Origin of the sequence: Prauserella isguenensis, from assembly GCF_014191605.1 — a bacterium.
Lineage (GTDB): Bacteria > Actinomycetota > Actinomycetes > Mycobacteriales > Pseudonocardiaceae > Prauserella > Prauserella isguenensis.
Genome location: NZ_JACHWU010000001.1, coordinates 788,981 through 802,917 on the forward strand (window position 1 = coordinate 788,981; position 13,937 = coordinate 802,917).

Genomic DNA, 13,937 nt, shown 5'->3' on the forward strand with positions numbered 1-13,937 from the left:
GGAACGGGGAACGAGGGAACGAGGGAACGGGGAACGAGGGAACGGGGGAACGGGGAACGGGGAAGCAGGGGGAAACACGGCGGGGCGTTCATCGGGGGACGCCCCGCCGTGTTGTGCCCGACCGCTGCCCCGACGACGCGCTACGCCCGGTTGCGCTTCCCGGGGGCCGTGTTGCGCTTTCGGGGGGCCGTGTTGTGGCTGCCGGGGACCGTGTTGTGGCTGCCGGGGGTCGACCCCACGCCGCGGACCGCCCGCCATTGCGGTCCGGGGCCCAAGCCGTCAACGCTTCTCGAAGATCAGGTCGCGGGAGACGCGGCCCTCCTCCTCGGCGCGCTGTTCGAACTTCGTCACAGGACGCCATTCGGGGCGCGGGGCCCAGCCGTCGAACCGGTTGACCAGCGACGTCTCCGCCGAACACACCTCGAGCATCTGGTCGGCGTAGTCCTGCCAGTCCGTCGCGAGGTGCAGCGTGCCCCCTCGGGCCAGCCGGGACGCGACGAGCTCGACGAACGCGGGCTGCACGAGACGCCGCTTGTGGTGGCGCTTCTTCGGCCACGGGTCCGGGAAGAAGATGCGCACGCCCGCCAGCGAGCCCGGTTCGACGTGGTCGCGCAGCAACGGCACCGTGTCGCCGTGCAGCAGGCGCAGGTTCGTCACATCGAGCTTGTCGGCGCGCAGCATCAGCTGGCCCAGGCCGGCCTCGTAGACCTCGATGGCCACGTAGTTGACCTCGGGTGCGGCCGCCGCGAGCTGCGCCGTCGCCTCGCCCATGCCGGAACCGATCTCCAGCACGACGGGTGCGGCCCTGCCGAACCACGCGTCGAAGCCGATCGGCCCGGGTTCGAGTTCGGACACCGCCCGGCCCAGCTCGGGCCACCGGGTGTCCCACGCGCGCTGCTGGCCGACCGTCATCCGCCCGCCGCGCTTGACGTAGCTGACGACGCTGCGCAGGCGGGGTTGTCCTTCGCTCTCCACGGACGCCGACGATAGCCGCGGCTCAGCGGACCGCTTCGATCTCCCCCAGCCGAGCCCGCAGTGCGGCGAGTCCGCCGATCGCCACCGGCTCGGGCGAGACGGACTCGTGCGCGGGGAACATGTCGATCCACCCGGTGTGGCGGGACGTGTTGACGATCGTCGTCGGCATGCGCCGGTGGTCGCCGGTTCCTTCGGACGGCAGGAACTCCCAGAAGCCGGATTCGCCGTCGTCGGCCCACGGCACGAATTCCCATCCGGGGCGGCGGCTGAGCAGCTTGTGCACGCGGTTCTCGATGCGGAACCCGGCGTCGCGCGATTCGAGCTTTCCGTCCGACAGTGCGCGCAGCCACCACGGTGACGGCACGCGCTCGCCCGACCTGCCCGCAGCGCGGTAGAGGGCCAGCACGTGGCTGAGGGGTGCGCGGTGGACCCACGCCACGCGCAGGTCGGCCGGGCTCGCCGCGTCGCCGGTCACGAGGGGCAACTCGATGGCGTGTGACCATTCCAGGCCGGCCATCGGCTCGAGGTTGAGCGAGGGGTCGTCGGCGCTGCTGGACGCACCGTCGCCGACGGCACCGCCGCCCGGCGGGCCGTCACCCGAGGCGTGGCCACCCGAGACGCCGTCTCCGGTACTGCCGCTCATCCGGACGCCGCTCACCCGAACACCCTCGCGTGCGTCACCGTCCGGGTGCGGGGCCTGGAACTCCTGTTGAGTATCGGACACCGTCAAGGATCACCTCCGTAGAGTCCTGACGGGCTGGTGTCCAGCATCCCCCAACAGCCGCCGTCGCGCGTCCTCCGTGGGGGTAGTCACACCGGGTTTCGCAGGCGGGCGGTCCTCAAACTCCGCCGGAAACGAAGTGCGGCCCACTCGAATGTCGCAGTCCAACGTCCACCGGCGTTCCAGGGCCGGACACGCGAACAGGCCCGGGCCGCCCCCGAAACGCGGCCCGGGCCCATTGCTCCCCCTCTGTGGGATTCCGCCCACCCGCGCCCCGCGGTGGTCCCATTCGCGGGCGGGCGGTCCTTCCCGTCGCGGGCGCCCTCCCCCGAGGGCGCCCGCGGGGTCATGCGTCGCGCTTGCGCGCGGTGGCGATCGAGATGGCCAGCAGCACCACGGCGAACGCGGCGAAGTAGGCCAGTGCCCACCACGGGCTCAACGTCGACGTCGACAGCGGCTGCCCGTACGCCGCGCCGTTCGCCGACTCGCCGTTTCCGGTGACGAACTTGTGCAGCACGTTGAACGGCAGCCACTTGAAGATGTCGGCGCCGACCCCCGGGATCAGCGTGACCAGGTTCTCCGCGGCGAGGAAGTAGATCAGCACGAGCGAGATGGCGCCCGCGCTGTGCCGCACGAGGATGCCGACCGCCATCGCGACGACGGCCGCCAGCGCGCATGCGGGCCCGACACCCGCGACGTTGATCCAGTCGGCGGTGCTGTTGAGCGCCAGGTCGGCTTCCGGCTGGATCAGGGTGGCAAGGCCCCACGACAGGAAGGCCATGATCTCGCCGATGACCAGTGCGACCAGTGCGATGACGGTCGCCTTGGCTGCGAGCGCCGCGGCGCGGTTGGGTACCGCCTGGAACGTGGTGCGGATGGTGCCGAACCGGTACTCGGTGGTGACTGCGAGTGTCGCCAGCACCATGATCACGGCCATGCCGAAGCTGTAGGCGTACTGCGTGGCCGACACGGTGGCCGGGAACTGGGCATTGCTCTGGCTCACGACCAGCGCTGTGAAACCGCCGGTGAGCAGCAGCGCCGTGAGGGCGCACCACCACGGTGAGCGGGTACTGAGTAGTTTGATGCGTTCGACTGCGAGAAGAGTCATGTCGGTGTCCCCTGTTGGTTCGTGGCGCGGTCGGTGGGCCGCCGCCGTCAGTTCGTGACGGCCGCGTGACCGGCGGGCTGTTCGGCGGATTCGGTCTCGAGGTCGGCGTGGTACTCGACCGAGTCGCCCGTGATCTGCATGAACGCCTGCTCCAGCGAGCCCTGCTGCGGGGCGAGCTCGTGCAGCGTGGCCTGGTTCTCCATCGCCAGCTCGCCGATCTTCTCGCCCGCGACGCCTGCGACGAGCAGTCCGTCGTCGGTGGGCGTCACGGTCGCGCCGACGCGGTCGAGCGCGGGACGCAGTCGGTCGAGGTGCGGGCTGCGGACCTTGACCGTGCTGTCGGTGGCGCGCGCGACGAACTCCTCGGTGGTGCTCTGCGAGATCAGCTTGCCCTTGCCGATGACGACGAGGTTCGTGGCCGTCAGCGCCATCTCCGAGAGCAGGTGGCTGGAGACGAACACGGTGCGGCCCTCGTCGGCGAGGCGCTGCATGAACTTGCGGATCCAGAGGATGCCTTCGGGGTCGAGGCCGTTGACCGGCTCGTCGAAGAGCAGTACCTCCGGGTCGCCCAGTAGTGCGCCCGCGATGCCGAGCCGCTGCGACATTCCCAGCGAGAACCCGCCCGCGCGTTTGTTCGCGACCTCGGAAAGGCCGACGATGTCGAGCACCTCGTCGACGCGCTTCGGCGAGATCTTGTTCGACTTCGCCATCCACGCCAGGTGTGCGCGGGCGCTGCGGTTGGGGTGCACCCACCGCGCTTCGAGCAGTGCGCCGACCGTCCGCAGTGGATGGTGCAGCTCGGAGTAGCGCTTACCCCCGATGGTGACGACGCCGCCGGTCGGATTGTCGAGTCCGAGCATCATCCGCATCGTCGTCGACTTGCCGGCGCCGTTCGGCCCGAGGAATCCGGTCACGCGTCCGGTTTCGACGGTGAACGACAGGTCGTCGACGGCGAGTTTGTCGCCGTACCTCTTGGTGAGGCTCTGCGCCTCGATCATGGTGTCCTCCTGTGGCGGCGTGCGACGGCCCTCGGTGTGGTCGCTTCGGATTCGAGGGCCCGCCCCGGCAGGTCCCCCGGTCACCGCGGTGGCCGTCGAACGTCGTTGTCGTCCCCGGTGCGGCGATGTCGCCTGGATTCATCGCCTGTGGTGCGCTTCATCTTTCCGGTTACCCGACCGCTCCCGCGTCATCCTGTAGACCGAAATCGCGTTGGCCCGTGGTCGTACGCGGCGGTCGGCAGTCGGGTCGATCCAGGTTCTCGCCGATGCTCACAGCTTCGCGGACGGACGTCCCCGTGCGCGATCGGTGACAACCCTGAGTTCCCCCTGAACCGAGCACCGCTTGCCCCGGGGATGCGGTGTCGCGATGTCGTGGCGGGACTCCGTGAACCAGGGGGCTTGCGGTGGTTATTGAACTATGGTTCATTAATAGGGTGGCGAGACCGCGGACCATCACCGACGAACGGCTCCTGACGGCGACCGCCGCCGTCATCGAACGGGTGGGGCCGGGGTTCACGCTGGCGCAGGTCGCCCGCGAGGCGGGTGTGGCCGTCGGCAGCGTCGCACAGCGGTTCGGGTCGAAGGCGGGACTTCTGCGAGCGCTGACCGAACAGGGGCGGACGCAGGCCGTCGAGCGTATGCGGACGGCCGCCGATGCCGCGGAGTCCGCCGAGTCGGCGGTCCGGGCGGCGTTGCTCGCGGTGTTCGGTGAACTCGGCGCTGCCGGCGACTCCGGGGTGGCCAACCACCTTGCCCAGCTCGGCACCGACCTCGCCGACCCGGATCTGCGTGGCCTGCTCGGCCTGCACTACGCGGCGTTGCGACAGGAGCTGTCCGGGTTGCTGCGGGCGGCCGCCGGGGACGGGTGGTGTGGACCGGCCCCCGACGTCGCCGCACGCGTACTCCTCTCGGCGGTCAACGGCGCGGCGCTGCACTGGTCGTTACGCCCGGGGGACAACGCGGGGTCGAACCGTGCGGGTTCGAACGACACGGGTTCGAAAGATCCCGGATCGAACCACACGGCGGCGAACACAGCGGCGGCGAACACAGCGGCGGCGAACACGGCGGGGGCCAACGCAGCGGCGGCGAACACGGCGGTGGCATCGGACGACACCGCGGCCGGCAAGGGCACGTTGCGGGTGTGCCTCGCCGAAACCATCGACGTGATCATGAAGGGGTGGCTGCCATGACGGGAGCCGGAGCGCTGGCGGGCAAGGTCGCCGTGGTGACGGGTGCGACGCGCGGCTGCGGTCGGGCGATCGCCGTGGAACTGGGACGAGCGGGCGCGACCGTGTTCGCCGCGGGCAGGACCACGCGTGAGCACGCGTCCCCGATGGCCCGGCCGGAGACCATCGAGGGAACGGCCGAACTGGTCGACGAGGCGGGCGGTCGCGGGATCCCGGTTCGGTGCGACTTCTCGGAAGTGACCGATGTGGACGGTCTCGTCGCCAGGGTGGAAGCGGAGGCGGGCGGCAGGATCGACGTGCTCGTCGACGACGTGTGGGGCGGTGATCCGTACGTCGACTTCGACAACCCGTACTGGGAGTCGGCGTTGGACAGTGCGTTGACGGTCGTCCGCGGTGGGCTGGAGACTCACCTGATCGCGCTGCACCGGTTGTTGCCGCTCGTGGTGGGCAATCCCGGTGGGCTGGTCGTCGAGGTGACCGATGGGGAGGACGACGCGTACCTCGGCGCGGGCATCCCGTACTACCTCGTCAAGTGCGGTGTGCGAGCCATCGGACGGGCGTTGGGAGCCGAACTGGCCGCACACGACTGCACCGGGCTGTCGGTCACGCCGGGGTTCCTGCGGTCGGAGGCGATGCTGGATCTGTTCGGCGTAACCGAGGAGAACTGGCGGGACGCGGTGACCGACGAGCGCCCGGAGTTCGCCGTGTCGGAGACGCCCGCGTACCTGGCGCGGTGCGTCGCGGCGCTGGCCGCCGATCCCGAGGTGCGGCGTCTCGCGGGGCGCACGCTCGCGTCGTGGACGCTGGCGCCGATGTACGACGTCACCGACGTCGACGGCAGCCGCCCCGACTTCGGCCGCTACTTCCTCGAGGTCCACCAGGCGGGCCTCGACCCCACAACGGTCGACATGTCGGTGTACCGCTGAGGAGCCTTCCGGAATTCTTCCGTGCCACCCCGTTCCGGTGTTGGCCCGAGGGCACCCTGAGAGGCGTTCGACGCCCCCAAGGGTTCCCTCGGGGCACGGGGGCCACGGCTCGGTTGCGGAAGGTCTCCGGTGCCCGTCAGGATCCGGGACGGGTGAGGCCGGTCTCGTAGGCGAGGACGACGGCCTGGACGCGGTCGCGCAGGTCGAGTTTCGTGAGGATGCGGCCGACGTGGGTCTTGACGGTCGCCTCGGACAGGAACAGCTCCCCCGCGATCTCCGTGTTCGAGAGCCCCTTCGCGACGTGGACCAGCACCTCGCGTTCGCGTTCGGTCAGCGCCTCCAGCGCGCTCTCGTCCCGCGGTGTGATCCGTCCGGTGCCGACGAATCGGTCGAGCAGCCGCCGCGTCACGGCGGGCGAGACGACCGCGTCGCCGCCCGCCACCGACCGCAGCGCCGAGATCAGATCGTCCGGCGGCGTGTCCTTCAGCAGGAAGCCCGCAGCGCCCGCCTGCAACGCCGAGTAGACGTACTCGTCGAGGTCGAACGTCGTCATGACCAGCACACGGGAACTGGCGGCCGCCACGATCCGCCGGGTCGCCTCGACGCCGTCGAGCACGGGCATGCGTACGTCCATCAGCACGACGTCCGGGTTCAGTTCCTCGGCGAGATGCACCGCCTCCTCGCCGTTGCCCGCCTCCCCCACGACCTCGATGCCGTCGGACGCGTCGAGCACCATGCGGAAGCCCACGCGCATCAGTTCCTGATCGTCGACGACGAGCACCCGGATCATGCGCCCAACCTAACGGTGAGTTCGGCGCGGACCCGCCACCCTCCGCCAGGGGCGGGTCCGGCGGTGAGGGTGCCGTCGTGGACGTTCGTGCGTTCCCGCATGCCGATCAGCCCGTTCCCGCCCGACGCCGACGACCCTGCCGACCCCGACGACCCTGCCGACCCCGACCCTGCCGACCCCGACCCTGCCGACCCCGCCGACCCTGCCGACCCCGACCCTGCCGGTCCCGCCGACTCCGCAGATGATCCCGACGCTGTGCGGCCCGCGGTTCCGCCCGCGGCGGAGTCGCCTGTCAGCACCGGGTTCGCGCGGCCCGCGCCGTCGTCCTCGACCTCGATGAGCACCGACCCGGCGTGGCCTCGGTCCCTGCCTCGGCCGCGGTCCCAGCGCACCGTCACCTGCGCGCGCGTGCCGACGCCCGCGTGTTTGAGGCTGTTCGTCAGTGCCTCCTGGACGATCCGGTACACACCGAGTGACACGCCCGCGGGCAGTTCGTCGATGCCGTCGTCGAGGTGGAGCCGCACCGTCAGCCCGGCGGTCTCGATGCGGTCGGTCAGCTCGACGAGGTCGGCCGCTGTCGGCTGTGGGGTCCGCGCCCCTTCCCCGCCGACACCGCTCTGGCCGTCACCGCCGTCGTCGCCGCGGTGGGCGGCGCTGTCGTCGGTCGTGTCGTCGCGCAGGATCGCCAGCAGTCGCCGCAGTTCGCTCAGCGCGCTGCGGCCCGTGTCGGAGATGGTGCCGATCGCACGTTCCGCCAGGTCGGGATCCTTGCGCACGGCGAAGGACGCACCGTCGGCGTGCACCACGATCACGCTGACGGCGTGCGCCACGACGTCGTGCAGCTCGCGGGCGATGCGCTCGCGTTCCTCCGCGACGGCGATGCGCGTGGCCTGGTGGCGTTCGTTCTCCAGCAGGTGCAGCCGCGCCTCGACCTCCGCCTGGTACGCCCGCCGTGCGCCGACGAACTCGCCCAGCACCCAGCACAGCGCCAGCGCCAGCACGACGGTCACCGTGTTGACGATCCAGTCGTCGGGGTATTGGACGAGCTGGTGCACCAGGCTCACGGGCAGCGTCAACGCGGTGTAGATCGCGGCCTGTTTGCGTCCGCTGTAGACGACCACGGTGTACAGCGCGATGCAGCTGACCACGGCCACGCTGAACGCGACGTCGCCGAATCCGGACGCGACGTACGGGACCGTCCAGACGAGCACCCAGTACGCCATGACCAGCGGATACTTGCGCCGCAGCGGGACGACGCCCAGCAGGATCACGATCAGTGGCAGGCCTACGTACCACGGTGGGGTGGCGACACCGGGCACGGGAAAGGCCACGAACAGGCTGTAGATCAGCACGTCGAGTGCCAGCAGCACGATGGCGATGAGGCTGTCGCCCACAGCGGGGTGGGCCCTCATCCAGAGACTGATCCGGCGCACTCGCCCACGGTAGGTGGCAGCGGGGTGCCCGCGCGTCGCCCCGAGGTCGCATGCGGGGTCGTCGCCGGGTATGACACCCGCCCGACGTGACGGGCCTCCTGGGCGTGATGTCCGGTTCGTTCCCGGCGTGTCCCCGCGTCCGCGGTGGTCGGGTCAGGGAGCCGGGTGGGAGGATGTGCCCGCAAGCAGCGGGGCAGGCGCGGCCAGCAGGGGGTTCGATGACGGCGGCAGGTGAAGGCAGACCGGCCGGCCCGCTTTCGGAGTCGGTGGCGGATCTGTGCAACCGGTTGCGCAGTCAGGTCTCCCCGCGGACGGCGGCGGGCTTCACCGAGGTGCTGCGCAGGCTCGGGGCGCCGCTGCAGGTCGCGGTCGCGGGACGGATCAAGTCCGGCAAGTCGACGCTGGTCAACGCGCTGATCGGCAGGCGTGTGGCGCCCACGGCCGTCGGCGAGTGCACGAGGCTGGTCACGCGGTTCCAGTACGGCACGGTCGACCGCATCGAGGTCGTGTTCGCCGACGGCACGAAGCAGGTGCAACCGTTTGCGCCCGACGGCGGGATCCCGGCGGAACTCGGCGTCGACATCGACCGGGTCTCGCACATCGAGGCGTATCTGACGAACGCGGTGCTGCGGGACATGACCGTGATCGACACCCCGGGACTGGGGTCGCTCGACACCTCGTCGGTGGCGCGTACGCAGCGGGCGCTCGGTGCGACCCGGCTCAGCGGCTCACTCACCGACGACGACGTCGATGATGACGACGGCGGCGGCAGCGGCGAGCAGGCGGCATCGCCAGGGAACACCGGGTCGCCCGAGGAGGACGCCGGGTCCTGGGAGGACGCCGACACGCTCGACGAGACGTCCCGCAGCGCGCTGGTCGGCGCCGAGGCCGTGCTGTACGTCGTGACGCAGGGCATCCGAGCCGACGACCAGCAGGCCCTCGCGGCGTTCACGGCGGCGACGGCGAGCCGCGAGGCCGGCCCCGTCAACGCCATCGCGGTGCTGAACAAGGCCGACACGATCCCGCCGGAGTCGGTCGAGGGTGCCGACGGCGATGTGTGGGCGGCCGCGACGAAGCTCGCCGAGAAGCAGGCGAACCTGCTGCGGCCGCGCGTGGCCGACGTGCTGCCGGTGATCGGCCTGCTCGCGGAATCGACGGAGACGGGAGCGTTCACCGGCACCGACGCCGACGCCCTGCGCACCCTCGCGGGTCTGGACGACGGCGACCTGGAGGTCATGCTCGTCTCGGCCGACATCTTCACGTCGTGGGAGTGCGACGTGCCTGCGGGAGTGCGGGCGCGCCTGCTGGAGAAACTGGATCTGTTCGGCATCCGGCGTGCGATCGAGATCATCCGTGAGGACGAGCGGATCACGGTCGGTGCGCTGCACCGGCGGCTGCTCGACGTCTCAGGCCTCGAGGCGGTGCACCGCCGGTTGTCGAGCGTGTTCGCCGCGCGCGCCGACGGCATCAAGGCCGCCGCGGCGCTGGCTTCGATCACGGCATTCGCCCACCACTCCGGTGATCAGGCGGAACGACAGCGGGTGCACGACGCCATCGAGGTGCTGCTCGCCCGTCCCGAGGCGCACCAGCTGCGGCTGCTCGAGGCGTTGACACTGGTCACATCGGGTGCGGTCGACATGCCACAGGATCTGACCGACGAGGTGCTCCGGGTCGGCAGCAGTGCCGAGGCCGACGCTCAGCTCGGCATGCCCGGCGCGTCGGCCGAGGAGCTGTCGTCGTTCGCCCTGGATCGCGCGGGCTGGTGGCGGTCGTTCGCGTCGTTCGGGGCCACGCCTGCGCAGGCCCGGGTGGCGCACGTGGTGCACAGGGCGTACTTCCTGATGTGGCAGCGGCTCAAGACCCAGGCGAGCCAGGCCGCGGGTGCCGCATCCGCGGGAGGTGGCCCGACAACGGCGCCCGGCACGACCGCACCCGGGAACAGTGCTCCGGCAGGGAACGGTGCTGCACCTGGGAACAGAGCCCCGGCCGGCGACGGCTCCCGGCCCGGCCATCCTGGACGCGACGGGGCGCGACCCGGTCGTCCGCATCCCGGCGCCCAGCCACGACCCGCGGCGCAGCCGCAACCGGCTCCCCCGTACACGGCCCGTCCCGGTGCGGCGCCTCCTCACACGGCCGGACCCGGACGGCAGGCCCGGTGACCGGTGGGCGACCGCGCGGCCGACGAGATCGGGGACGAGGGAACCGTACCGGCGCGTAGCGCGTCGGAATGCGATGTGGACCCGGTAGCACTCGCCAGCGGCATCGAGCCGGAGCAGGCGCTGGCCGATCGCCAGGCGCTGATCCAGCTCTGCCTGTACGCCATGGACCGCGCGCACAGCGACGGTGTCGCCGAGCGCATCGAGAAGGGGCTCGCGGCCATCGGCGTGCACGCGTTGCGGCCCGACGGCGTTCGGTTCGACCCGGCGCAACACGAGGCGGGCGGCGCCGTGCGCACCGACGACGCCCGGTTGGAAGGCACGGTAGCCGAGACCGAGGTGCCCGGCTTCGTCGACCACGACCGGCTGCTGCGCGCACCCGTCGTCACCGTGTACACGCGTCGCTGATCCCGGCGTCCGGTCCCCGATAGGCTGCGCGCTGTGACGGCATCCACACGCTCGCTCGGCAAGGCAGGGCTGCCCGCACAGGTCAAGCAGGCCCGGGAGTCGTTGCTCACGCTGCTGCGCGGCGAGTCCCCCGAATCCGCCGCCTGGGTGGAGCAGCAGCGCAAGGCCGCGGCGGCCAAACCGACGGTCGTGGTGGTCGGTGAGACGAACCGTGGCAAGAGTTCGCTGGTCAACGCCGTGTTGGCGGCTCCGGGACTCTCGCCGGTCGACGCCGAGGTCGCGACGTCGACGTACCTGGTCTTCGACCACGCCGACGAGTGGTCCGCCGAGGCGTGTTACCCGGGCCAGCTCGCGCCGGTGGGATTCCCGATGGAGGAATTGCCCGCGTGGTGCTCCGCCTCCCACGAGCTGCCCGCGGGTCAGCTGCCGCCGCGGTACGTGCAGGTCGACGGCCCGGTGCCGCTGCTCGAGCGCATCACCGTGGTCGACACGCCCGGCGTCGGCGGGCTGGACGCGGGCCACGCCGATCTCGCGATGGAGGCGGCGGCCAACGCGACGGCGCTGCTGTTCGTCGTCGACGCGTCCGCGCCGTTCACTTCGAGCGAGCTGCGGTTCCTGTCCGAGATGAGCGACCGTGTCGAGACGGTGCTGTTCGCGCTCGCCAAGACCGACCAGTTCCGGGGCTGGCGGGAGATCCTCGATGCCGACCGCAGACTGCTGGCCGAACACGCGCCGCGGTTCGCCGAAGCGCCCTTCCACCCGGTGTCGGCGCGCATGTTCGAGATGGCGGCGAAGGCGCCGAACGAACAGGCCGCGGTGACGTTGCGGGAGAAGTCGGGGGTCGCCGAGCTACAGGGCGCCCTGCAGGAGACGCTTGTCGGCAGGGCGGCGATGCTGGCCGAGGCGAACACGATGCGCTCACTGGCCACGGCGTTGTCGGAACGGCAGGCGACAGCGGTCGCCGACCAGCGAGCCCTGACGTCCGGTGAGGACGAGGCCACCGCGCTGCGTGCCCGCCGGGACGAGTTGACCGCCGCGCGCCGTTCGTCGACGCGGGGATGGCAGCTCAAGTTGCGCGGGGAGATCCAGCGTGCGCGCAGCGATCTGACGCACGAGTCGGCCCGGCGGATGCGGGAGGCGCAGGCCCGGTTCCGGCAGGAGATCGACGGGGCGCGGCGACAGGACCTGAAGGACCTGCCCGCGCAGGTCGACGCCGTGTTGCAGGCGTCGTCGCAGCACATCTCCGGGATGCTGGCGCACCGGCTCAACCAGGTCGCCGACGCGACGTTGGCGGAGCTGTTCTGCGAGGAGGAGCTGGCCGTCATCCGTTCGCAGTTCCTGCGCGGGGTGACGCCGCCGGTGGAGCTGCGGCCGCCGGACAAGCGTCCGTCGTCGGCGGAGGACAAGCTGCTGGTGTTCATGGGCCTGACCAGCGGTGCCGGTGCGGCGAAACTGGCGGCCGCGCCGTTGGCGGGGTTCGCGCTGTTCAATCCGATCGTGCTGCCCGCGACGGTCGTCGTCGGCCTCGGCGCGGGCTGGTGGGTCGGCAGGACGCGCAGGCACTCGGCCGACAAGCAGCACTCGAAGCAGTGGCTCGTCGAGTCGATCGCCGACGCCCGCTCCACGCTCGACCAGCTCGTGTCCGAGCAGCTCATCGAGGCGGAACAGCAGCTGGCGCTGGCGCTGGACGAGGCGTTGAGCAGGCGGATCGAGTCGATCGAGGCCGAGCTCAAAGAGGTCGACAAGAGCATCAAGATGGACGCGCAGGAGCGCAAACAGAAGCTCGCGGTCGCGACGAAGCGGGTCAAGGATCTGGCGGACGGCCGGGAGCGTGCCGAGACGCTGCTGGCGCGGATCCGGGCGCTGCGGGACCGGCCCCGGGCCGGCGAACAGGAATAACGCTCCGGTGTTCGGGCCCTGTTGTCTGGTCGAGGGAACCGAACCGGCATACCGTGAGTCCCAATGACAAGACCCGCGCAAGGCGGGAGCACCGGGGAGGCCGGTGATCGCCGTGGGAGTCCGCGGCGGCCGGCGGGTGCCGAAAGGATCATCAGCCCTGAGCTAGGGGGAGTTTGCAGTGTGGGTCGACGACGGAAGCGCTGACACCACGGCCACCACCGAAGAGATGACGGTGACGGTCGACGGTGAGGAGTACACGGCCGAGCTGAACCAGGACGTCGACGGCGACGGCGTGTACGACGCCGCGCTCATCGAGCACGAGGACGGTTCGGCCCAGCTGTTCGTCGACACCGACGGCGACGGCGACGCCGACCAGTACGCGGCGGCCGATTCCGACCGCAACGTGACCGTCGAGGCGAAGTACGACGAGTCCAGCGGCCAGTGGGTCGAGATGGGCGGAGGCTCGGCCGATGACGCGCCGCCCGAGACGGACGCGGGCGCCGGCGGCATGATCACCGCCGACCTGGGCGAGGGAGACGTCGAGGTCGGACCGGCGACGATCGACACCAATGAGGACGGCACGAACGACACCGCCATCGTCGAGACCGAGGACGGCAACACCATCGCCTTCACCGACGCGGACGGTGACGGCGAGGCGGACATCGCCGTGGTCATCGACGAGCACGGCAACGAGGTCGTGCTCGAGAGCGACGGCGACGGTGAGTGGACCGAGACGGAGGGCTCCGGCGGCTACGGCGGCACGTCGGGTGCCGCCCGCGCCCCGGAGGCTGCCGACCCGTGGGGTGAGGGCGCTTCGGTCGGTGCAGGCGTCGAGGGCGTCGCGAAGATCGACTCGGCCACCGGCCAGTGGATCAGTCAGAACTGACCGACAGCGGTTCCCACCCGAGAGCGGACGGACGGGAACCGGGCTCGCCGGATCGGCGGCGCAACGATGGATTTGCTCCGATCGGGTGAGGATCGCCGTCGTCCTGCGATGGCATTTCCGCGCGCGTCCACGGTTTTCCCCGGCCCGGTGCCCGATGTGGCGCCGGGCCGGAGTTGTTCGCGGCCCTTTTCGTCCGTGTTCACCGCTACTGCCTGGCGAAAGTCATCCTCCAACTGGGCCGATCGGCTGCAACTGAATCGATTCCCTGATCGTTCTTGTGAGAGAACCGACAGCGCTGACCTGCCTGAGGGCGCAATACGGCCGTTAGTCTCTGGGAATCCCCAAGAAACGCACGCACCGCTTGGCCGCGGTGTGTGAAGCCATTTCGGTCGCCGGCAACGGAGCCCGCACCAGGACGATGTAGTTCGGTGTGGGCTCTTGTCGTCGAAG

The 13,937-nt window shown here is 70.8% G+C and carries 11 protein-coding genes and 1 pseudogene; 6 read left to right on the top strand and 6 right to left on the bottom strand.

Annotated features, from left to right (window positions below; genetic code table 11):
• Positions 1 to 279 precede the first annotated feature (279 nt).
• From trmB to FHS23_RS03645, 4 genes are all read right to left on the bottom strand, one after another.
• Positions 280 to 975 carry a tRNA (guanosine(46)-N7)-methyltransferase TrmB gene (trmB, locus tag FHS23_RS03630; RefSeq protein WP_183647703.1) on the bottom strand — a complete coding sequence of 232 codons (696 nt, stop codon included), beginning with the start codon at positions 973 to 975 and terminating at the stop codon, positions 280 to 282.
• A 22-nt stretch (positions 976 to 997) separates the two neighbouring features.
• Positions 998 to 1,492 (bottom strand): hypothetical protein, encoded by a 495-nt coding sequence (locus FHS23_RS03635; protein WP_183650779.1) that lies wholly within the window; start codon positions 1,490 to 1,492, stop codon positions 998 to 1,000.
• A gap of 550 nt (positions 1,493 to 2,042) precedes the next feature.
• Entirely contained in the window at positions 2,043 to 2,804 is a 762-nt protein-coding gene (locus FHS23_RS03640; RefSeq protein WP_183647706.1) for a hypothetical protein, read from the bottom strand.
• A 47-nt stretch (positions 2,805 to 2,851) separates the two neighbouring features.
• Positions 2,852 to 3,802, bottom strand: a complete 951-nt coding sequence (locus FHS23_RS03645; RefSeq protein ID WP_183647710.1) for an ABC transporter ATP-binding protein — start codon at positions 3,800 to 3,802, stop codon at positions 2,852 to 2,854.
• Positions 3,803 to 4,236: 434 nt separating this feature from the next.
• Between FHS23_RS03645 and FHS23_RS03650 the strand changes: the two genes are divergently transcribed.
• Both FHS23_RS03650 and FHS23_RS03655 read left to right on the top strand, forming a co-directional pair.
• On the top strand, positions 4,237 to 4,992 hold the full coding sequence (locus FHS23_RS03650; protein ID WP_183647713.1) for a TetR family transcriptional regulator: 756 nt from the start codon (positions 4,237 to 4,239) through the stop codon (positions 4,990 to 4,992).
• On the top strand, positions 4,989 to 5,915 hold the full coding sequence (locus FHS23_RS03655) for an SDR family oxidoreductase (protein WP_183647716.1): 927 nt from the start codon (positions 4,989 to 4,991) through the stop codon (positions 5,913 to 5,915). The genes FHS23_RS03650 and FHS23_RS03655 overlap by 4 nt, the downstream gene beginning before the upstream one ends.
• A gap of 136 nt (positions 5,916 to 6,051) precedes the next feature.
• Here the strand turns inward: FHS23_RS03655 and FHS23_RS03660 are convergent, their stop codons facing one another.
• The gene (locus tag FHS23_RS03660) at positions 6,052 to 6,705 is read right to left on the bottom strand and encodes a response regulator (RefSeq protein WP_183647719.1); all 654 of its coding nucleotides are present in this window, start codon (positions 6,703 to 6,705) and stop codon (positions 6,052 to 6,054) included.
• A complete protein-coding gene (locus FHS23_RS03665) occupies positions 6,702 to 8,117 on the bottom strand; it encodes a sensor histidine kinase (RefSeq protein ID WP_183650782.1) in 1,416 nt (471 codons plus the stop codon). Before FHS23_RS03665 ends, FHS23_RS03660 begins: the two co-directional genes overlap by 4 nt.
• 239 nt (positions 8,118 to 8,356) lie before the next feature.
• Between FHS23_RS03665 and FHS23_RS03670 the strand changes: the two are divergent.
• The 4 genes and pseudogenes from FHS23_RS03670 to FHS23_RS03685 form a co-directional block, all read left to right on the top strand.
• A pseudogene (locus FHS23_RS03670) lies at positions 8,357 to 9,997 on the top strand (dynamin family protein); the annotation flags it as partial.
• Positions 9,998 to 10,300: 303 nt separating this feature from the next.
• Entirely contained in the window at positions 10,301 to 10,702 is a 402-nt protein-coding gene (gene grpE / locus FHS23_RS03675) for a nucleotide exchange factor GrpE (RefSeq protein WP_183647722.1), read from the top strand.
• Between the two features lie 33 nt (positions 10,703 to 10,735).
• Positions 10,736 to 12,601 (top strand): dynamin family protein, encoded by a 1,866-nt coding sequence (locus FHS23_RS03680; RefSeq protein WP_183647725.1) that lies wholly within the window; start codon positions 10,736 to 10,738, stop codon positions 12,599 to 12,601.
• 178 nt (positions 12,602 to 12,779) lie between these two features.
• Positions 12,780 to 13,487 carry a DUF6802 family protein gene (locus FHS23_RS03685; RefSeq protein WP_183647728.1) on the top strand — a complete coding sequence of 236 codons (708 nt, stop codon included), beginning with the start codon at positions 12,780 to 12,782 and terminating at the stop codon, positions 13,485 to 13,487.
• Positions 13,488 to 13,937: the final 450 nt, after the last annotated feature.

Coding starts and splice junctions, on each gene's coding strand:
- FHS23_RS03635 (WP_183650779.1), bottom strand. CDS start 1,492: ATGGCCGGCCTGGAATGGTCACACGCCATCGAGTTGCCCCTCGTGACC.
- FHS23_RS03640 (WP_183647706.1), bottom strand. CDS start 2,804: ATGACTCTTCTCGCAGTCGAACGCATCAAACTACTCAGTACCCGCTCA.
- FHS23_RS03645 (WP_183647710.1), bottom strand. CDS start 3,802: ATGATCGAGGCGCAGAGCCTCACCAAGAGGTACGGCGACAAACTCGCC.
- FHS23_RS03655 (WP_183647716.1), top strand. CDS start 4,989: ATGACGGGAGCCGGAGCGCTGGCGGGCAAGGTCGCCGTGGTGACGGGT.
- FHS23_RS03660 (WP_183647719.1), bottom strand. CDS start 6,705: ATGATCCGGGTGCTCGTCGTCGACGATCAGGAACTGATGCGCGTGGGC.
- FHS23_RS03665 (WP_183650782.1), bottom strand. CDS start 8,117: ATGAGGGCCCACCCCGCTGTGGGCGACAGCCTCATCGCCATCGTGCTG.